Genomic DNA, 19,318 nt, shown 5'->3' with positions numbered 1-19,318 from the left:
ATAAAACGGGTATTGAGTGAAGTATGTTTTTTGTTGAGTAAAGTCTACTTTTGAAGTAGTTGCAATGTTTTCCCTCTGTTTATTTTTCCAGAAGATGTTTCTTTAAACTGCTCTAAAACATAGATTTTTTTTGGTGCTTCTATCTTAGTTAAACCTTTTAAATCTGAAGGTTTTAAGTTAAAATCTTTATCTTCTACAACAAGTATGACATGCTCACCAAATTTATCATCTTCTTCTTTCGAAATAAAAAATCGTGAAGCTATTTGTGGCTGTAATTTGGCTTCAATCTGTTCTGGAAAAAGTTTTACACCACCAGAATTAATCACGTTGTCTTTGCGTCCTAACCATTCAAAAGTAGTATCTGAATGTAACTTTACAACATCGTTTGTTAATATAGTTTCATCTAAAATATTTGGCGCATCAATGACTAAACACTGCGATTTATTTTGTGATATTTTGATGTTTGGTAATGTTTTGAAATAAGAAGATTCAGCTATGCTAAAATCTTTATCATCATGGAAGTTATTTAGCTTTTTTACAGCAACGTGCGTAATAGTTTCGGTCATACCGTAGGTTTCAAAAACATTGGTTTTTAAACTTTGGATTTGTTCTTTTAATTGATAAGAAACCGATGCACCACCAACAATTATGGTTTTAATATTATCAATTCGTTTTAAAGTTTTTTGAAGCTGAATAGGTATCATCGCACAAAAATCATAATGTACTTCGTTATCAAAAACTGGATTTGTTTTTGGTTCTATAACTTCAATTTCTAAACCTAAAATTAGTGCACGAACTAACATCATTTTTCCTGCTATATAATTTGCAGGAAGACACATTAAGGCTGTATTACCTGGTTCTAAACCAAAGAAATCTCCTGTAGCAATTGCCGAATTAACCATTGCTTGTTTACTTAAACTTATGGTTTTTGGCTGACCTGTAGATCCTGAGGTTTTTACATCGATAAACTCGCTATCATCTTGCCAATGATTTAAAAAATCTCCTATTTGCTTTTCAAAATCTAAGCCTTCTTTTATAAAGCTATAAGCAACTTCTTTTAAATCTTCAAAATTGTAATGTGTACCGTTTAATTTAAAACGATTATGAATGTTTTTATACGTTGGTGTCATTTCCTATTTGTGTAGTTATATCTAATTCTGGAGCTTCAACTTTACCAAATAATCGGTCGTTCCAGTTGTTCCATTTATACATTTTAGAAAAAATAAATAGTAGAATTGGAAAGATTATAAATACAGGAACAAAGATTTCTCCTAAAGCCATTTCGCCTGGTTCAGAAATATCTTTTAGAATAGAATCTGTCTGTAATGCTGTCCAGTCTGCTGTCACCAATAAAGCTGTAAACAAGTTATTTGCTGCGTGAAAACCTAGCGCTAGCTCCATACCTTCGTCCATTAAAGTTATAATTCCTAAGAAAAAACCTGTACCGATATAATATACCATGATCACGTAACCCAGTTTTTCTACTTCTGGATTTGCAATATGCATTACACCAAAAATTACTGAAGTAATCACAAGTGGCAACCATCTATTTTTTGCCATTACACCAATACCTTGCATTAAATAGCCTCTAAATAAATATTCTTCAAAACTGGTTTGAAATGGTAACAATACGATACCTATAACTGCTAAAACCAAGAATTTTTGCAAATCGAAATTCCAAACATAATCTTCTGGTGCTAATTTATAATCCAAAATCACCATTGCAGAAGAAATAATTCCCCAAAAGAAAAACGCAAACAAAATACGTTTCCAATCTACTTTAGTTCTTGCTGTTGTTAATGATTTAAACGATTGTTGATGGATAAATTTAACCACTAAAAATAAGCCAATAAGACCAATAACAAAAGAGATTAACATTAATAACAAAAAGTTATTTTGTCCTAAAAGATTGGTTAAACCAGCAATATCTGATGGTGTATTATTTAAATCTCCACCTTGCTTAAATACAGCCATTACTAAAGCTATTAATAAAGGAATAGCTCCAATAAATTGCCAAGCTACGATGACTAATAATAATCCAACAATGTAACGCCATGCGTCATGCTTAGCGTAAAACGCTTGTTTTATATAATCCATAGGTTAAAAATTAAAATCCCAATTTAAATTTGTATCGTACTGCAATGTACCATTTTTTACAATTAATGGTGAAGAAATATTATTAGTAAATAAACTACCTGTACCTAACCCTTGAGGCATAGTAACTTCTTTTAAATACGTATATTGCGCAATACCGTTAAGTCCAACATTACTTTCTAAAGCACTAGTAATCCACCAGCCAATATTTTGCTTATCGGCAAGGGTAATCCATGTATCACTACCTTTAAAACCACCTATAAAACTTGGTTTTAAGATAATATATTGTGGATTGATTGTGTTTAATAGTTGCTGCTTTCTATCGTCATTAAAAACACCAATCAACTCTTCATCCAATGCTATTGGAAGTGGAGTTTTATCACAAAGATTTGCCATTTCTTCCCATTGGTTTGGTTTTATTGGCTGCTCAATAGAATGTAATTTGAAATCTGATAAACGTTGTAGTTTTTCTAAAGCAGAATCAATAGTAAAAGCTCCATTAGCATCTACTCTTATTTCTATATCGCTTTCGCTAAAATTTTGCCTAATTCCTTTTAAAACTTCTAATTCTGTTTGAAAATCTATAGCTCCAATTTTCATTTTTATACAATCAAAACCATCTGCTATTTTTTGTTTGATTTGCTGATTCATAAAGGCTTTATCACCCATCCAAATTAATCCGTTAATTGGAATTGTGTCATTTCCTTTTGTAAAGTTTGAAGGAAATAATTCGAAAGTAGAATTAGCTTCTAAACTTTTAAAAGCCATTTCTAACCCAATTTGAATGCTCGGAAATTCTACATTTTCATTATAAAGTACGTCTAAGCCTTTTTCAATATTATTACAAGTTTGCTGTAATTGTGCTTCGTAATCTGGTCTATCGTCTGCACTTAAACCTCTTAAAATTCCACATTCACCAATACCACGTTTACCTTCATCCTCAATAATAATGTACCAGGTTTCTTTAGTTTTTAAAACACCTCTAGATGTGCCGCTTGGAACTTTGAAATTTAGAATATGTTGTTTGTAGGTTGCTTTCATAAAGTTAGTTTCAAAAATAGGTATTTATTTTTGTAAATTCACTTAAAATAAAAACTGAAATGACCTTTAAAAATAAAGTGGTTTGGATTACTGGTGCTTCTAGCGGAATTGGGAAAGGTTTAGTAGAACACTTATCTAAAATAGATTGTAAATTAATTATTTCTGCAAGAAATAAAGCCAAGTTAGAAAATATAAAACAAACCTGTAAAACTCCTGAAAATGTAGCTGTTATTCCTTTTGATTTAGCTGAAATTGATAACATGAAAACTGTAGTTGAAAATGCTATTAACTGCTTTGGAAAGATTGATGTTTTAATTAATAATGGAGGTATTAGTCAACGTTCTTTAATTGTAAATACAGACATAAGTGTAGATAAAAAATTAATGGACGTTGATTATTTAGGTACTGTTGCTTTAAGCAAAGCTTTATTGCCTCATTTTATTAAAAATCAAAAGGGTCAATTTGTTGTGGTTACCAGTTTGATGGGTAAGTTTAGTTCACCTTATCGTTCTGGTTATTGTGGTGCAAAACATGCTTTACATGGTTTTTTTGATGCTTTACGCATGGAACACGAAAAAGACAATATAAAAGTGACTATTATCTGTCCTGGGTTTGTAAATACTAATATTGCTAAAAATGCTTTAATAGGTGATGGTAGCTTACAAAACAGCCAAGATCAAGCAACTGAAAATGGACTTACAGTCCAACAGTTTTGTAGTCGTATGATTAAAGCTATCGAAAAAGAAAAATTTGAAGCTTATATTGGTAAAAAGGAAATTTTGGGTGTGTACCTAAAGCGTTTCTTCCCTAAACTATTACATCGTTTTGTAATGAAAAGTGCTGTGAGGTAAAATTAACAGCCACAATATATCTTAACCATTGTCGATGTTTTGTTTTCTATAATTTCATAGTAGCATCCAGCTCCTTCATCTGTTGGTCTAAAAATAGTCATTTCACTATTCCAGCTATGATCAATATCTGTTGGATATATTTTAAATATTTGTTCAACCCAAATAATTAAACTTTTTCTATCTGTTTTTGGTAAAGTTAAAATTGAACTTGAGCCTCCTTCTTCATTACATTGATAGTCTGTAAAATAATTAATATTTTTATAAAAATCCTGATTAAATGAACAAATACTATTAGAGTCGTAATCGTAATATTTTAAATCTTTTTTACTTGCTATTGAATCAAAGTTTTTAATTAAATATAAATAAACTTCATCTGATAAAAATTCTCTACTATTTAATTCTGCTTCTAATTCTTCAATATTTGGCTTTGGTATTACAAAGTCTTGAGAAAAACAAAAAAAGGGAAAAAATAATAAGATAAATAAATTTTTCATTTCGAATTAATTAAAGTAAATACCCAACACCTAAAAGTATACTATACAATACTGTTGATAATGCTAATTTTTTTAATTCTGGGTCAAAATTCTTTGGGTCTGACACTTTGTTAACTTTAGACAAATGCAATGATAACGGAATAAAAGCAATTACAAACAATAAACTAAACGGTGAAAACGTATAATAAAAAATACCAAAAAGTACAGCACAAAACATGGCGCCTCCAACTAAAAAATAATGATAATTTTTTGCATTTTCTTTACCTAATTTAACTGCTAGTGTAATTTTATTTGATTTTGTATCAGAAATAATATCTCTCATATTATTAAGGTTTAAAACCGCTGTACTTAACAACCCAATACTAATAGCTGGTAAAATAACAACATGATCAATTTGTTTAGCATACAATACATAGCAACCAATAACGCTTACTAAACCAAAAAATATAAACACATAAATATCACCACGACCACGATATCCATAAGCTGAATTTCCTACAGTATATTTAACTGCTGCTCTAACCGCTAATCCAGCTAATCCAAAAAAGAGTAAAGCCAAAAGAAAGTGATCCGATCCAAAAGAATAGTATACCAATCCTACAGTTAACACAATAGAAATTAATATGTTTATTCTTATGGCATTAAACATTTCATCTTTTGTAATAGCGCCACTTTGTAATGCTCTTTGCGGACCAATACGATCATCGTTATCTGTTCCTTTTACACCATCTCCATAATCGTTAGCCAAGTTGGATAAAATTTGATAACTAAGCGTTGTTAAAATCGCTAATACAAATATTTTTAGATCAAAAACACCATTATATTCTGCTAGACACGATGCTACAATTATCCCAGAAATTGATAATGGAAGCGTACGTAATCGCATTGCAGATATCCACTTTAAAGTATTTTTCATTTTAAGGAATCCATTTTTTAGGAAAGTTAGGCTTACGTTTTTCTAAAAAGGCATCACGACCTTCTTTAGCTTCGTCTGTCATGTAAGCTAATCTAGTTGCTTCACCTGCAAAGACTTGTTGACCTACCATTCCGTCATCTGTCAAATTCATTGCAAACTTCAACATTTTAATAGAAGTTGGTGATTTTGCTAATATTTCTTGTGCCCATTCGTAAGCAGTATCTTCTAAATCTGCATGAGGTATGACTGCATTTACCATTCCCATTTCATAAGCTTCTTGTGCAGAGTAATTTCTTCCTAAAAAGAAAATCTCGCGTGCTTTTTTCTGTCCAACCATTTTTGCAAGATATGCAGAACCATATCCACCATCAAAGCTAGTTACATCTGCATCGGTTTGCTTAAAAATAGCATGTTCTTTACTTGCTAATGTTAAATCGCAAACCACGTGTAAACTGTGTCCGCCACCAACTGCCCAACCTGGCACAACAGCAATAACTGCTTTAGGCATAAATCTTATTAATCGTTGTACTTCTAAAATATTTAATCTGTGATAACCATCTTCTCCAACATAACCTTGATGTCCTCTTGCTTTTTGATCGCCTCCTGAACAAAAACTGTAAATTCCGTCTTTTGATGATGGGCCTTCTGCCGATAAAAGCACGACGCCTATTGAAGTATCTTCATTTGCATCATAAAAAGCATCGTATAATTCTTTTGTGGTTTGAGGTCTAAACGCATTACGCACATCTGGTCTGTTAAATGCAATTCTTGCTACACCATCACATTTTTTATAAGTTATATCTTGATATTCTTTAGCGGTTTGCCAATTGATTTGATTCATTTTTATAAAGTTCTTTTTTCAGTGTATAAAAATAATTAAAAATAGATTATTACTTCATTTTTATCTATAAATACTGATATTTCAATTGAAAATATGAGTTATAAAATTTAAAATAAATTAATGTAATTCACTCATTACCAATAATTAAAAAAGATTTTTCTCACAAAAAATTTATTTTATCGTTAATTTTTACACTTAACCGAATTATTAGTTTTAACTACCTAACAAGGTTAATCGCTGATAATAAGCAATTTAACTTTGTAGAGTTATTAATCCATTTAAAATGAATATCAAAGAAACCAAACTTATCAACTGTGTTGAAGCCATTAATAATGCTAACTTAGGTAGCCTTTATTTTTATGATAATGTTGTTGTAAGTGAAATTAATGCAGGTGCTCACGTATCATTAAATGTTGGTGAAGAACACATGGAATTAATACAAAACCATTTTGGAGATAAACCATTTATTTATCTATCTAATAGAGTAAATGAGTTTTCTACAAACGCGATAGACTTTGAAAAGTTTTGCAACATATTTCCTAATATGAAAGCCTTTTTAACGGTTTACTATAATCAATTTACTTACAAAAGTTTATTCTTTGAAAAACAATTTTGTAAAACACCTTATTTTGACTTTAAAAATTTAACTGAAGCCTACAATTATGTTAGTCTATATTTACTAAATCAGTTAAATATGATAGCGTAAATTATTCCCTAAGTGTGGCTAATTATTTAGTTACCCTGACTACTAGCCAATAGCCCTAACCTATGGCTAGTAGTTTTTTTAACGAGTAAAGTATATAATTAATCGAAAACTGTTTCTTTAATTTTATAAAGGTATCTATAACACTTAAATTTGCACCTTAATTTATCCCAATAGTGAAAATAGCAGATTCAAATTTAGCAGATCAAATAAAAGACATCTATATTTCTGACCACGGAAATTTTTATTTTATGGATGGTATAATTATTTCTGAATTAAACGAAGGAATAACATATACATGGGAAGAAGCTAAAAAAGTTATTGATTACGCTATAAAGTTTTATGGTGAAAATTATAGTGTTAGTTACATCTCTAATAGAGTTAATAAATATTCTATTAAACCTTCAGATTGGTTAAATTTCAATAAAAAACAACTTAGATTAAACAGTTATGCAGTTGTAACAAACAGTGAAAGTAGCTGGTACAATGCGTTAATGGAAAAGCTTTTTTCTAAAACTGAAATTAAACGTTTTGACAACCTTTATGAGAGTATAAAATGGTGTCAAGCTAAAAACTTAGACCTCTTAAATAGTAAAAAAACTATTGCTTTTTAAGATATATACCGTCTTCTTTAATTAAAATTAACTTTTGCTTATATAGATTACCTATTGCTTTTTTAAAGCTTTTTTTACTCATCTCTAAAGCGTCTTTAATTTCGTCTGGATTAGATTTATCGTTTAATGGTAAAAAGCCTGAGTTATCTTTTAATTCTTCTAAAATTTTATCAGCATTTGGCTCTATACTTCTATAACCTACTTGTCCTAAAGCAATATCTAATTTGTTACCAAGTCTTATTTTTTTGACAATTCCTTGTAACTTATCACCAACACTTATGTCTTGGTAAATGTTGTCCTTATATATTAAGCCAGAATGCACACCGTTAACAATTACATTCATTCCAATATCACTAGGATGAGATGCTATTAAATCTACTTCTTCAAACTGCTCTACAGTTAGATTAGTATTGTCTAAAAACCTATTGGTTTTGCTTGATGCAACAAGGCGTTCTGTCTTTTCATCTACATAACAACGTACTAAATACCAACCTCCTTTTTTCATCGGAAAGGCTTGTTCTTTAAATGGGCAGAATAATTCTTTAACTAAACCAAAATCTAAAAATGCACCGTATTTAGAAACCTCATTACAGCGTAGCATTGCAAATTCTCCATTTTTAATGTAAGGTTTTGTTGTTGTAGCTATGATACGTTCTTCATTATCTAAGTAAACAAATACTTCAATCTTATCTCCTATCTCAAAATGTTGTGGTACATATCTATTTGGCAACAATACTTCGTTACCTTCGCTATCACCAAGAAAAAGTCCTGGTTGCGTATCTCTTAAAATTTCAAGTGTATTGTATTCTCCTATTTGTATCATTTTGCAAATGTAAGCATATAAAAAAAGCGCTACAGAAATGTGTAACGCTTTTTTTATAATTTTTTTATCAATTAATAAACAGACTCTTTTTTAAAGTGTTTAGTTAATAAGTAATATACTACTGCTCTGTATTTATTTCTGTTAGATCTTCCGTAAGTTTCCATAACAGAATCTATAGCTTTATCTAATTCTGGTCCGTCTTTTAAACCTAATTTTTTAATCAAAAAATTGTTTTTTACTGTATCTAATTCTGATTGATCTGATCCTGAAACTGTTGCTGAGTCAGCATTGTAGATTGATGGGCCACAACCAATAGTCACTTTTGTTAACAAATCCATATCTGGACTTACACCACATTTATCTTTTAAATCTGCAGCGTATTTGGTAATTAATTCATCACGTTTACTCATAATTATAATTTTTAGATTAATGTTTTTAGCTACTTTAAAGGTACAATTTTTTGACCTACTTTTCATACATACCGTAAAGAAATACTACAAACACGATAAAAAGTATTTTTTACCGATAAAGTTTATTTTATCGTTTTAAAATAATCTAATAAAACTTCATCATTTTTTGTTGAAGGTGTGAAAACCTCTAACAATTTAGGCTGATTAGACGGTTTGTAAAATTCTGAAAGAGCTTCTTTTAATTGAATTTCGTTATTAACTCTTTCATAATTAAAATCATACATTTTACAAAGATGCTCTGCTGTTAAATGATGTTTAGTTTCAAAATAATAATCAAAATTAGCAGTATTTTTATGACCTGGCAGAATTCTAAAAATACCGCCACCTTCATTATTTATAACAATAATCCTAAAGTCTTTTGGGATGTAATTATTCCACAAAGCATTACTATCATAAAAAAAGGATAAATCGCCTGTAACAAAAAGTGTTGGTTTAGTATTGCCTATAGCAGCTCCAATTGCTGTACTTGTACTACCATCAATACCACTTGTACCACGATTGCAAAAGACTTCTAGCGTTGGATTAACATCAAATAACTGTAAATATCTAATCGTTGAGCTGTTACTAACTTGAAGTTGCCAATTATTTGGTACTGTTTTTAAAATAGAATCAAAAACTTTAAAGTCTGTAAACGCAATATTATCTATATAGTTTTGATGATTTTTTCTACGCTTTTCAAACTGTAATAACCAAAATGAAGCATATTTACTTTGATTAGGTATAGTAAGCGGCAAAAAGGCTTTAAAAAATGAATTTTCTGTTTGTTTAAACACTTTATCCAAAACAAAAAATGTATCATTAGCCTTTTGTTTACCAACATGCCAATGATGCTTTGGTTGATAATCTCTTAAAAATCGTTTTATCTTTTTTGAAACTATTAATCCGCCAAAAGTCAATACAATTTCTGGTTTTAGCACGTCAAATTCATCTGCATTTAATGCTGCAATTAACTTATCAATACTAGGAATAATCCTTGGATGATGAAGGTTTGACGTGGTTTCAGTCATAATCAAAACACTATCATCTTCTGCTAATTGATTGATATATTTTTGCTCTACAGAATTTGGGTCTAAAACTCCAACTAAAACCAATTTTCTATCTGCTTTATTCCAAATTTCAGCATAGTTTTGATAGTCCGTTTCCTCTTCATTTTTAATATTTGGAAGAATGACTTTTGGGTTTACCGAAAGTACATCTACCCGATCATAAAGTGGCTCGTCAAAAGGAATATTAATATGTACAGGACCTAAATTTTCTATAGAAATATTTATGGCTTTATTAATTTCGGTTTCATTAAATTCTTGAATATTTTGCTGTAAACCTAAAAAAGACTCTAATCTATTTTCAATGTTTTTCATTATCGGTAAATCGTCTTCTTTTTTAGATTTTTTTTCGTCTAAATCTAACTTCAAATTTGCCGAATATAAAATGTGATTTTTATAGACATCTTCTTGATTAATGGTCTGTCCGTCACCAATACCTACCAAATATTTTGGTCGATCTGCACTTAAAACAACTAAAGGAATATTGCTATAAAAAGCTTCTGAAACTGCTGGATAATAATTTAACAAAGCGCTACCAGACGTACAAACAACTGCAACTGGCGCTTTAATTTGTTGCGCTATACCAAGTGCGAAAAATGCCGCACAACGCTCGTCTACAATGCTGTAGCATTTAAAATAATCGTCATGCGTAAAACCAATAGTTAATGGTGCATTACGACTACCAGGTGATAAAACAATATGTTGGATTTGTTTAGCTTTACAAAGCTGAACAATGGTCTGTGCTAAGGGAATTTTTGGGTACTTCATTCTACTTACAAAAATACGCAATTTTTAAGTCTAAATGAATTTGATTTTAAAAGAAATCTGGATTAAAGTAAGCTTTTTGTGGTTAAGCTTTTTGCAACGGTTTCTTCCCATTCTTTTTCTGGGTTAGAATCTTTTGTAATTCCGCCACCAACGTAGATTAAAGCTTGATCATTTTTTATTTGAAGACAACGTAAATTAACAAATAAATTAGTGACTGTTTTAATGCTTTGGTAAGCATTGTTTTCTACATTTTTACGGTTGGTATTTCTTGATTTTGTTTGCGTAAAATTAAGTTCACCTAAAAAACCAGTATAAAACTCACGATTATAATTTTCATTTTTTAAAATGAAATCTTTGGCTGGTGCTTTTGGTAATCCACAAACTGCTGGCGTTGGATGTAAAGCTTTTAAAACATTTTTAAAGTTGAAATTAGCTTTATCAAAAACTGCCGAAATTTTTGTTTGTAAGTGTAGTAATTGACCAGCTTTTATCGTTTGTCGTTTTGTAGTACTTACTCTGTTCACCAATGGTTTAAGGCTATCTACAATAAAATCGGTAACAAATTGTTGCTCTTCAATTTCTTTATTTTGCCAAGTTACGTCAGTTGTATTTACATACGGTTGTGTACCTGCTAACGACATTGTTTGCAATCGGTTACCTTCAATTTTTAATAACGTTTCTGGTGTTGCTCCTAACCACAAACCTACTTTTGGATGGTACCAACAATACACCATTGCAGTCTTATAGTTATTTAGCAATCTTTTAAATAGCAAAATAGTTTCTGAACTATTAAATGGCGATTGTTCAACTCTGGAAACGACTACTTTTTTAAAACTTTCGTTTTTAATTGCTTTTACAGCATTTTCAACTAAATTAATATGAAATTGCTTTGCTTCTTCTCTATTTTCTAGATTGAAATTGGGTTGAGAATGTTCCGTTTCATCTAAAATTATTTCATCTTTAAACTCAATAATTTCACTTTCATTTAAAGGAAAAATAATAGCGTTTTCAATATTTTCAAATGGTGAAAACACAAAACCAGAATTAGTAAAATCTTGATAATAATTTACAGCGTCATTCTTTTGTAAAATAGCAGAAACGCTAGTCTCATTTGGCTTACGATACGCTACAAATGGTAACTGATTTACTAAACGATTTTGTAATTGATTGAAAAACGATTGCTGCATTAATTACTTCTTTTTTGGTAAAGAAATAGTTGACAATTTACAGATAGAAATTAAGTTGTCATCTTGATCGGTAACTCTAATATCCAACAATTGCGTGGTACGACCTTTGTGTAAAAATGTTGCTTTTGCAAACACAAATCCTTCTCTAATACTTTTTACGTGATTTGCAGTAATTTCTAAGCCTCTAACCATTAAATTAGAGTCTGTAAAAATAACCGATGCAAAACTACCTACACTTTCTGCTAGTGCTGCTGTTGCGCCACCATGTAACACACCATCTGGTTGATGTACCTTTGAAGTAACTGGCATTCTGGCTACTAAAAAATCTGGTCCAAAATCTACCATTTCTATTTCTAAAGTTTCCATTAATGTATTTTTACTAGCTTTATTGGCTTGTGCTAGCACTTCTTCTTTTGTGTATTGCATGGTTATAATTTTGAGCTGTAAATTTACTAACTATTTTAGAAGAATTTTAATTATTACACTCAAAACACTGTAATAATTTTTCAGGTAAATTAATGTCTTCCGAGCCTTTTAACGGTTGATTTACTAAACCTTTTTTATCAATTTCTACTTTAAATTGCTTGGCATATTCTATTAAATGGTCACGTCTTGATTTTATTTTCGAGATGATTTCTTCTCCATCTATTTCTGCTATTTGTTTTGGCCAAACAGACAACGATTGTTCTAAAACCTCATCGGTTAATAATTTTTGAAGCTGTTTTGCTTGCTCAACAAATAATTCTTCGGACGTATTTATAAGAAAATATTGATCAAAAGGATAGACTAATCCTGGCATAAAATTTATTTCTGATGTAAATGGTCTTAATTCTGGAACTACATTTTTATCTGAAAGTATGGTTGGTAAAACGCCATCTACACTAAAAAAAGCATTGTCCCTATCTCCTGCAATTGGAATAGCTTTTAGCACTTTTTTTTCTTGTTTTACAATCCAGCCCCATTGTTTGGTATGTCTGTCCCAATCGCCAATTAATAAATCAAAAAGACGGACACGAATCAATGCTTTTTTATCTACAGTAAGTTGTTCTGGTTGTTCTAATTTTAGCTCTTGTAAATCGTCTGTATCTAATATTTCAATTACATTATTTTCTTTTGTCCAATTGGTTTTGCTTTCGGTTTCATATTCTAAAAGAAATAATCTATTTCCGTATTTATCATTATAATTATCTAGTGTTTTCTGTTTTGGTACAAAGACTAATTTAGGTTTTGTGTGATGTACTTTGGCGTGTTCTGCCAATTTAGCCACTAAAATAGCTGCGTAAGGATGTTGTGCCGAAATACCATCTACCACAATATTTTCTAATCCTAAAGTTTTTGCAAATTCCGGAATTAATGCTTCTGGATCTTTATTAACGCTACGTAACGTTAATTCGATATCATTTTTGGTTTTTAATTTTAAAGAATGGGTTTGCTTACCGCCACCTTCTTTTTCTATAGTAACGCCACCAAATAATGTATCTAAATACATAACTGGCACTTTTACAGGTGTTGACCAAGCTTTACGGTATTGCTCGCCTTGCATTAGTTTTTTAACCTCATCTGCTTGATACAAATCACTTGCTGCAACTAATACAGAATCTTTAGTTTTAAAATCTACTGAATTGATATTTTTAATATTAATTAATTCTGACTTTTTGAAAACTTGGTCTGTAGAAGAAGTTGACCAGTATAACAAGCCTAACGCTATTATTAACAGAATTATAAAAAAATATAGAATTCGTTTCATTAAGATTTAAGTTGGTTTTCTACAAGTTACAAAACTTAAAAAACCTTCAAAAATCAATTTCAGAGATTAATATTTTATTAACTAATTTCTAAAGCTTTTTACTAAAGTTAGGTGCTTGTTATTAGCCATTCCGTTAGGATTACAACCTAACTTACCTTCGGGAATTTCGATATTTAATGTTTTGTAATGACTAATCCAACCTTCGTGAAACTGATTGGTTTTTGGATCTTTAAACGTCATTGGTTCTAATTGAAACACTTGATGATCTTTGAAGGCTTCGTAGACAAATTCTGAACAATAATAACCTTCATCTTCAAAAATATAAGTGGTATTATAAGGTTGACCAACCAATGCTTTTGCATTACTAATAGCTTTTGAAGCTTGAGTAGATTCAAGCTGATTTATACGGTAAACATCTGCAAAATACGTTGTAGAATCTTCTGGTTGTAAAAACACTTGTAAAGGTTGAATTACAACGCCTAAATCTGCATCGGAATGTATCACTTTTACTGAGTCGTTTTCAATAAAACAAATACCCATATGCGTGTAATTAGTCACTTTTTGGGTTTGGGTAACTTCATTTATAGCTTCAGAAAGTTGACTGATTGAAATGGGTTCTCTAAAAATAACATCACCAGTTTTTATAGTCTCTTTTTTTGCACAAGAGACTATTAAAACTAGGATTAAGCATAAGTATTTCATCTTAGACTAAATTTGCAATAATGTCTTTTACAGGCAAAATTTCTTTTGTGTGTTCTATACTTGGACCTGCAACCCAAACCGTTTTGTAAGTCGCTTTTTTAGCTGCTTTTTCGGTAGCTTTCATTCCTATTGAAAAACGAATCATTTTCACCCATTTTTTCAATTTTTTATTCTTGTTTAACAGGTTTTCTATCCAAGTAGCTTTTGTACCAATCTTTTTAACATAAGGCGTATTAATGACTGTACATGGTGTACCCGAAATACGCTCGGTCATTACTATATCTTTTGCGCCATAATCTACGCAAGCTTGCTTATATTCATCTGTAACACCAGCTTCTACCGAGGCTATAAACGGACTTCCAACAGAAACGCCAACAGCACCATAACTTAACATTTTTTCAATATCTGCTTTTACTCCAACACCGCCTGCAGAAATAACAGGTATGTTTAAATGTTCTTTTAAAGTTGAAATTAATTGTTCTGGTGAGATATTTCCTCTATGTCCGCCTGCTTGGTTATTAACTGCAACAACAGCATCTGCGCCTAAACTTTCAACTTTTTGAGCAAAACGCAAATCGGTAATATCGCAAAACACTTTTATACCTACTTTATGAGCTTCTTCTATAGTTTCTTTTGGGTTACCTAAAGAGGTTAAAATAAAATCGCAACCTTCTTCACATAGCACTTCTAATTGTGCTTTTGCTTTAGGGTTAGATTTGTTTACGATTAAATTAAATCCAAAAGCACCACCTTCTGGTTTACTTGCTTTTAGCTCTTTTATTGCCGCTCTTAATTCTTCTAAAGTTCTGTAATTAAGTGCAGGAATGCAGCCTGCAATACCAGATTGCATGGCTTCTTTAACCATTGCAACATTAGACACCAAAAACATTGGAGCCATAATTATTGGATGTTTTATATTAAGTAACTCTGTAAGTTTAGTTTGCATTTTGTTATAATTTAGAAGGTCTAAATATACAAAATATTATGCACGCATAACACTTTTTAGTTTTGAAATCTATAATAACCACATTTAAGGTATTCTCCTTCTGGAAAGGTTACTGGATGATCAATGTCATGTCCAGTTTTTAAAATTAGGTTAAACGATCTATTACTATCTAGCAAAACCTGTTTATTAATATCGAAAAACACTTGAGGAACAACTCTAGAAGAACATGACGCTAAAACTAATAGTCCTTTTTTAGCAGTAAGTTGTTCTCCTAATTGGGCTAACTGCGCGTATTTCTTTTTAGCTAAATCTATTTCTGACGCTTGTTTTGCAAAACTTGGCGGATCAATAACAACTACATCAAACGTTTTGTTTTCTTTGATAAGTAGCTTAAGCGCTTCAAAAGCATCACCTGCAATGGTTTTATGTAAACCTAAATAATCGTTTAATTTTCCGTTTTGGATAGCAACTTCCAGCGCTTGTTTACTTATGTCTAAACTTGTTACTTCTTTTGCACCGTTATATAATGCGTGTACCGAAAATCCGCCAGCATAACTAAATACATCCAACACGGTTTTGTTTTTACTCCACTCGCCTACTTGTTTTCTATTTGCACGGTGATCTAAAAAGTAACCTGTTTTGTGACCTTTAATAACATGAGCTGAAAATTTTACGTCGTGTTCAACAAATTCAACAACTTCATTATGTAATTCGCCATAAATAACATCGCCATCTTTTAATTGGTGATTAGATGAATTTTCTAGACTTCGGCTTAATCTAACAACTACAGTTTCTGCTTTAGAAATTTGTTGTAAACTAGGAATAATGGTTTCTATATAAGGTAGCCAGATTTCAGAATACAATTTAACTACTAAAACTTTGTCATACACATCTGCAATTAACCCAGGGAAACCATCATTTTCACCAAACAATAAGCGATAACTATTAGTATTGGTTTGCAATAACGGTTGCCTTAATGCAAATGCGTTTTCTATTTTATGATGAAAAAAAGCTGAGTTGACTTCAACTTTGTCTTGAGAATTGTGAATGATTTTGATACGAATAGGCGAATTAGCATCAAACAAACCTAAAGCAATAACTTTGTTTTTGTTTTTACTGAATATAATGGCTAAATCACCAGTTTTAGCATCGTCATTTATCTTAACAATACTGTTAGAAAATACCCAAGGATGACCTTTTACAACAAATTGCTCGCCTTTTGCATTTAATTTTACAGCAAGGCGTTTGGGTTGGTAATTTGCTTTTATTTTTTCTGAAAAAGTCATCTATTAATTTTACTACAAATGTAGGTTTTATAAATGCAAAAACGCAACCGAAATGGTTGCGTTTTTGGTTTTATTTAGATTCCTGCTTGCACTTCGACTGCGCTCAGTGTGACACTCTGAATGACAAATTATTTAATTCTTTATAATTTTCTTACTTATCTTACCTTGATTGGTTTGTACTGACAGTAAGTATATCCCTGAAGACAATGCTTCGGTATTAATATATTCTACTGAATTATTAATATCTATCAACTTATTTCCTTTTAAATCATAGATTTTAGCTGACGTTATAGATACTCCGTTTTTAGTATTTAAAAATAGACCTTCTTTAACTGGATTTGGATAAATAGAAATTAATTGACTTACTGAAAATTCATCTGTACTCAAATTATTTACAACAGTTGTAGATACTGTGTTTGTTATAATTGGCAAGTTGTAGTCAAAATAAATACTTGCATCACCACTAAACACATCTCCTAATTGTACTGTTGTTTTTGGTTTTATTTTGTAGGCAATATAGCCATGACTGTTTGGTTCATCTGCTGCTTCATAAGCTAGATTAATGTTGTCAAATAAAAACTCAACTTCATTACCATTTGTAATTTTCACTTCGTAAGCATGGCTTGCACTTGTAATTTTAATCGTATTCCAGTCTAATTCTGGGTCTAAAACATCTTCTATTCTTACAAAAGTAGCATTAGCACTTCCTGTGTTTTGAAATCTTATAATATAATCTAAATAATTTGTTGTTTGAGACATTGTAATTTCATCACCTTGTAATACGCGTTTATCGTTAGGATCATAAGCATTAACTACTATTTGATCTAAAGTAAATACATTATCATTTGGAGTATAATCTGACGCATCTGGTAATACTGTAGCTGTAAACGTTAATACGTCATCTGCATTTACTGTTGGCGGTGTAAAGTTTTGCATAACAAAATCTACCTCTGCGCTACCAAATGGTACTATAGTGCCAATACTAAAATCTAAAGTATTTGCTGTTGTACTTGTAGCTGTTGGGTTTGCAGAAACAAAAGATTGTTTGGAATTATCAAATACAACATTTGCTGTTACTGCATTTAAAGTTTCTGTACCTACGTTTTGAACAATTAGTTTGTAATTAGACTCAAAACCAGGTCTAGCATCATCTAAAGGCAAAATAGTAATATTTAAATCTTCTACAACTTGGTTAGCTGTTATACAGAAATCTACTTGCTCTGTTGATGTGGTTGAAAAATCTACGGTTTGACTTTGTGGTGTTACCGTAAAATATGATGGTAAATTTAATAATGAAACGGTTTGATTGCCTCCATATACTGAAATATCATAACTGTTACTAGTTACAAAAGTAGAATAAGAATTAATACCATTATTAGAATCAACAATAAGATTAGATGTATGTATATCAGTATTTGTACATCCATTATTATCATAATCATAATAAATTGTACCTTGTATTTGGTTACAGTCTGAAGATTGACTATCTCCTACAAAAACACATCCATTATTCAATAAGTAATTACGTGGCGAGTCATTACAATAACCTAATCCTAGTACACCAATTGATTGATTATTAATATTTAAATCCGCCAATCGTTGTAAAAAACTATCATAATTGCTTACGTTTAAACCAGAATTATCTAAAAAATTTGAAAAATTAGTAACACTTGAAAAATTCCAACTATCTAATGATTGATTAAAAGCAGTTGAATTATTAAACATTTTAAACATATTTGATACATTAGAAACATCCCAGTTGTTTAAAGATTGATTAAAAGATGTACAGCCTGAAAACATAAAAGACATATCGTTAACATTTGAAACATCCCAGTTGTTTAAAGGTTGATCAAACGAATCACAATTAACAAAAGCTTGAGATAAGTTTGTTACACTTGAAACATCCCAATTATTTATAGATTGATTGAAAGAATCACAATTTCCGAAAATATAAAACATTTCTGTTACACTTGATACATCCCAATTATCTAATGTTTGATTAAAAGAGTTACAATTTTTAAACATTTGATTCATATTAGTAACACTAAAAACATCCCAATTATTTAAAGGTTGGTTAAAGTTATTACAATAATGAAAAGTATCAGACATATCTACTACACTTGAAACATCCCAATTATTAATGTTTTGATTAAATAATGAACACTGATAAAACATACCAGACATATCTGTTACGTTTGAAACATTCCAATTGTCTAGTGGTTGGTTAAATATATCACATGAATAAAATACATCTCTCATTATATTTACATTTGATACATCCCAATTATTAATGTTTTGATTGAAAGAATCACAAAAAGAAAACATTCTAGTCATATCTGTCACTTGTGATAAATCAGGAACATCCGTTGCATTAATAACCATATTTAAGCAATAATAAAACATTCTTTTCATACTTAACCATTGAATATTCCCCCATTGTTCTACGGATTTTAATTTTTCTGAATTTGTTGAATTATTAGAAGATTGATACAAACTAGGAAAAATACCAGAAATTTTTACTGTATATATTCCTGCACTACTATAAGTATGAGTTATATCTCCTGTTACATTTGTATTAATAACACCATCTCCAAAATCCACAGTATAATTGTATGTATAATAAAAAGAATTTGTATCTATTTTAATTGACAAATCACTACTTGTAACTTCCCAAGTCGTAATAAATTCATTTTGAGAAAAAGAAAGTGTTATTGTAAAAAGTAAAGTAAATAAAAAGTAGATTTTTTTCATTAGGTATTGATTAATAGGTTTTAAAGGTTGGCAATATCGAC

General features: G+C 30.4%; 19 protein-coding genes. 3 read left to right on the top strand and 16 right to left on the bottom strand.

Translation table 11 applies throughout. The features are described from left to right. Window positions 1–44: 44 nt before the first annotated feature. Genes WA327_RS09965 through WA327_RS09955 form a run of 3 tightly spaced genes read right to left on the bottom strand, consistent with a single transcriptional unit; the run spans window position 45 to window position 3,135 of the window. Window positions 45–1,130, bottom strand: a complete 1,086-nt coding sequence (locus WA327_RS09965; RefSeq protein WP_336069272.1) for an AMP-binding protein — start codon at window positions 1,128–1,130, stop codon at window positions 45–47. Further along, a complete protein-coding gene (locus tag WA327_RS09960) occupies window positions 1,114–2,097 on the bottom strand; it encodes a CPBP family intramembrane glutamic endopeptidase (RefSeq protein WP_336069269.1) in 984 nt (327 codons plus the stop codon). The genes WA327_RS09965 and WA327_RS09960 overlap by 17 nt, the downstream gene beginning before the upstream one ends. Before the next feature lie 3 nt (window positions 2,098–2,100). After that, on the bottom strand, window positions 2,101–3,135 hold the full coding sequence (locus tag WA327_RS09955) for an o-succinylbenzoate synthase (protein WP_336069266.1): 1,035 nt from the start codon (window positions 3,133–3,135) through the stop codon (window positions 2,101–2,103). 59 nt (window positions 3,136–3,194) lie between these two features. On the opposite strand from WA327_RS09955, the gene WA327_RS09950 reads away from it, so the two are divergent. Beyond that, window positions 3,195–3,986, top strand: a complete 792-nt coding sequence (locus WA327_RS09950; RefSeq protein WP_336069264.1) for an SDR family oxidoreductase — start codon at window positions 3,195–3,197, stop codon at window positions 3,984–3,986. 2 nt (window positions 3,987–3,988) lie between these two features. Here the strand turns inward: WA327_RS09950 and WA327_RS09945 are convergent, their stop codons facing one another. From WA327_RS09945 to WA327_RS09935, 3 genes are read right to left on the bottom strand one after another with little or no spacing between them, the layout of a single operon-like run. Continuing rightward, window positions 3,989–4,480 carry a hypothetical protein gene (locus tag WA327_RS09945; RefSeq protein WP_336069262.1) on the bottom strand — a complete coding sequence of 164 codons (492 nt, stop codon included), beginning with the start codon at window positions 4,478–4,480 and terminating at the stop codon, window positions 3,989–3,991. Between the two features lie 10 nt (window positions 4,481–4,490). Next, window positions 4,491–5,396, bottom strand: coding sequence for a 1,4-dihydroxy-2-naphthoate octaprenyltransferase (gene menA / locus WA327_RS09940; RefSeq protein ID WP_336069259.1), 906 nt, complete (start codon window positions 5,394–5,396; stop codon window positions 4,491–4,493). A 1-nt stretch (window position 5,397) separates the two neighbouring features. Beyond that, window positions 5,398–6,237 carry a 1,4-dihydroxy-2-naphthoyl-CoA synthase gene (locus WA327_RS09935; RefSeq protein WP_336069256.1) on the bottom strand — a complete coding sequence of 280 codons (840 nt, stop codon included), beginning with the start codon at window positions 6,235–6,237 and terminating at the stop codon, window positions 5,398–5,400. A gap of 283 nt (window positions 6,238–6,520) precedes the next feature. Here WA327_RS09935 and WA327_RS09930 point away from each other — a divergent pair, with 283 nt between their 5' ends. Continuing rightward, a complete protein-coding gene (locus WA327_RS09930; RefSeq protein WP_336069253.1) occupies window positions 6,521–6,943 on the top strand; it encodes a hypothetical protein in 423 nt (140 codons plus the stop codon). A gap of 173 nt (window positions 6,944–7,116) precedes the next feature. Continuing rightward, window positions 7,117–7,554, top strand: coding sequence for a hypothetical protein (locus WA327_RS09925; RefSeq protein WP_336069251.1), 438 nt, complete (start codon window positions 7,117–7,119; stop codon window positions 7,552–7,554). Here the strand turns inward: WA327_RS09925 and WA327_RS09920 are convergent. From WA327_RS09920 to WA327_RS09875, 10 genes are all read right to left on the bottom strand, one after another. Then, window positions 7,541–8,377, bottom strand: coding sequence for a S1-like domain-containing RNA-binding protein (locus WA327_RS09920; protein WP_336069250.1), 837 nt, complete (start codon window positions 8,375–8,377; stop codon window positions 7,541–7,543). The genes WA327_RS09925 and WA327_RS09920 overlap by 14 nt on opposite strands. Before the next feature lie 71 nt (window positions 8,378–8,448). Further along, the gene (locus tag WA327_RS09915; protein ID WP_336069249.1) at window positions 8,449–8,787 is read right to left on the bottom strand and encodes a DUF2853 family protein; all 339 of its coding nucleotides are present in this window, start codon (window positions 8,785–8,787) and stop codon (window positions 8,449–8,451) included. Between the two features lie 122 nt (window positions 8,788–8,909). Next, window positions 8,910–10,658 (bottom strand): 2-succinyl-5-enolpyruvyl-6-hydroxy-3-cyclohexene-1-carboxylic-acid synthase, encoded by a 1,749-nt coding sequence (menD, locus tag WA327_RS09910; protein WP_336069247.1) that lies wholly within the window; start codon window positions 10,656–10,658, stop codon window positions 8,910–8,912. 62 nt (window positions 10,659–10,720) lie between these two features. Beyond that, a complete protein-coding gene (locus WA327_RS09905; protein ID WP_336069245.1) occupies window positions 10,721–11,845 on the bottom strand; it encodes a chorismate-binding protein in 1,125 nt (374 codons plus the stop codon). Between the two features lie 3 nt (window positions 11,846–11,848). Beyond that, window positions 11,849–12,271: a hotdog fold thioesterase gene (locus WA327_RS09900; protein WP_336069243.1), complete on the bottom strand. Its 423-nt coding sequence runs from the start codon at window positions 12,269–12,271 to the stop codon at window positions 11,849–11,851. A 46-nt stretch (window positions 12,272–12,317) separates the two neighbouring features. Further along, a complete protein-coding gene (locus WA327_RS09895; protein ID WP_336069241.1) occupies window positions 12,318–13,592 on the bottom strand; it encodes a hypothetical protein in 1,275 nt (424 codons plus the stop codon). An 81-nt stretch (window positions 13,593–13,673) separates the two neighbouring features. Continuing rightward, window positions 13,674–14,294 carry a YiiX/YebB-like N1pC/P60 family cysteine hydrolase gene (locus WA327_RS09890; protein WP_336069238.1) on the bottom strand — a complete coding sequence of 207 codons (621 nt, stop codon included), beginning with the start codon at window positions 14,292–14,294 and terminating at the stop codon, window positions 13,674–13,676. Window position 14,295: 1 nt separating this feature from the next. Beyond that, on the bottom strand, window positions 14,296–15,240 hold the full coding sequence (locus tag WA327_RS09885) for a nitronate monooxygenase (protein ID WP_336069235.1): 945 nt from the start codon (window positions 15,238–15,240) through the stop codon (window positions 14,296–14,298). A 56-nt stretch (window positions 15,241–15,296) separates the two neighbouring features. Continuing rightward, window positions 15,297–16,526, bottom strand: coding sequence for a class I SAM-dependent rRNA methyltransferase (locus tag WA327_RS09880; RefSeq protein ID WP_336069233.1), 1,230 nt, complete (start codon window positions 16,524–16,526; stop codon window positions 15,297–15,299). Window positions 16,527–16,658: 132 nt separating this feature from the next. Continuing rightward, the gene (locus tag WA327_RS09875; protein WP_336069231.1) at window positions 16,659–19,277 is read right to left on the bottom strand and encodes a BspA family leucine-rich repeat surface protein; all 2,619 of its coding nucleotides are present in this window, start codon (window positions 19,275–19,277) and stop codon (window positions 16,659–16,661) included. Window positions 19,278–19,318: the final 41 nt, after the last annotated feature.

This window comes from Mesoflavibacter sp. CH_XMU1404-2 (assembly GCF_037029465.1).
GTDB lineage: Bacteria > Bacteroidota > Bacteroidia > Flavobacteriales > Flavobacteriaceae > Mesoflavibacter.
Note: the sequence above shows the minus strand (reverse complement) of the source record. Positions and strands in the feature narration are given on the sequence as shown.

Bases quoted from the DNA above. Each gene is read 5' to 3' on its own strand.
- WA327_RS09965 (WP_336069272.1), bottom strand. From the start codon at position 1,130: ATGACACCAACGTATAAAAACATTCATAATCGTTTTAAATTAAACGGT.
- WA327_RS09960 (WP_336069269.1), bottom strand. From the start codon at position 2,097: ATGGATTATATAAAACAAGCGTTTTACGCTAAGCATGACGCATGGCGT.
- WA327_RS09955 (WP_336069266.1), bottom strand. From the start codon at position 3,135: ATGAAAGCAACCTACAAACAACATATTCTAAATTTCAAAGTTCCAAGC.
- WA327_RS09950 (WP_336069264.1), top strand. From the start codon at position 3,195: ATGACCTTTAAAAATAAAGTGGTTTGGATTACTGGTGCTTCTAGCGGA.
- WA327_RS09945 (WP_336069262.1), bottom strand. From the start codon at position 4,480: ATGAAAAATTTATTTATCTTATTATTTTTTCCCTTTTTTTGTTTTTCT.
- menA (WP_336069259.1), bottom strand. From the start codon at position 5,396: ATGAAAAATACTTTAAAGTGGATATCTGCAATGCGATTACGTACGCTT.
- WA327_RS09935 (WP_336069256.1), bottom strand. From the start codon at position 6,237: ATGAATCAAATCAATTGGCAAACCGCTAAAGAATATCAAGATATAACT.
- WA327_RS09930 (WP_336069253.1), top strand. From the start codon at position 6,521: ATGAATATCAAAGAAACCAAACTTATCAACTGTGTTGAAGCCATTAAT.
- WA327_RS09920 (WP_336069250.1), bottom strand. From the start codon at position 8,377: ATGATACAAATAGGAGAATACAATACACTTGAAATTTTAAGAGATACG.
- WA327_RS09915 (WP_336069249.1), bottom strand. From the start codon at position 8,787: ATGAGTAAACGTGATGAATTAATTACCAAATACGCTGCAGATTTAAAA.
- menD (WP_336069247.1), bottom strand. From the start codon at position 10,658: ATGAAGTACCCAAAAATTCCCTTAGCACAGACCATTGTTCAGCTTTGT.
- WA327_RS09905 (WP_336069245.1), bottom strand. From the start codon at position 11,845: ATGCAGCAATCGTTTTTCAATCAATTACAAAATCGTTTAGTAAATCAG.
- WA327_RS09900 (WP_336069243.1), bottom strand. From the start codon at position 12,271: ATGCAATACACAAAAGAAGAAGTGCTAGCACAAGCCAATAAAGCTAGT.
- WA327_RS09895 (WP_336069241.1), bottom strand. From the start codon at position 13,592: ATGAAACGAATTCTATATTTTTTTATAATTCTGTTAATAATAGCGTTA.
- WA327_RS09890 (WP_336069238.1), bottom strand. From the start codon at position 14,294: ATGAAATACTTATGCTTAATCCTAGTTTTAATAGTCTCTTGTGCAAAA.
- WA327_RS09885 (WP_336069235.1), bottom strand. From the start codon at position 15,240: ATGCAAACTAAACTTACAGAGTTACTTAATATAAAACATCCAATAATT.
- WA327_RS09880 (WP_336069233.1), bottom strand. From the start codon at position 16,526: ATGACTTTTTCAGAAAAAATAAAAGCAAATTACCAACCCAAACGCCTT.
- WA327_RS09875 (WP_336069231.1), bottom strand. From the start codon at position 19,277: ATGAAAAAAATCTACTTTTTATTTACTTTACTTTTTACAATAACACTT.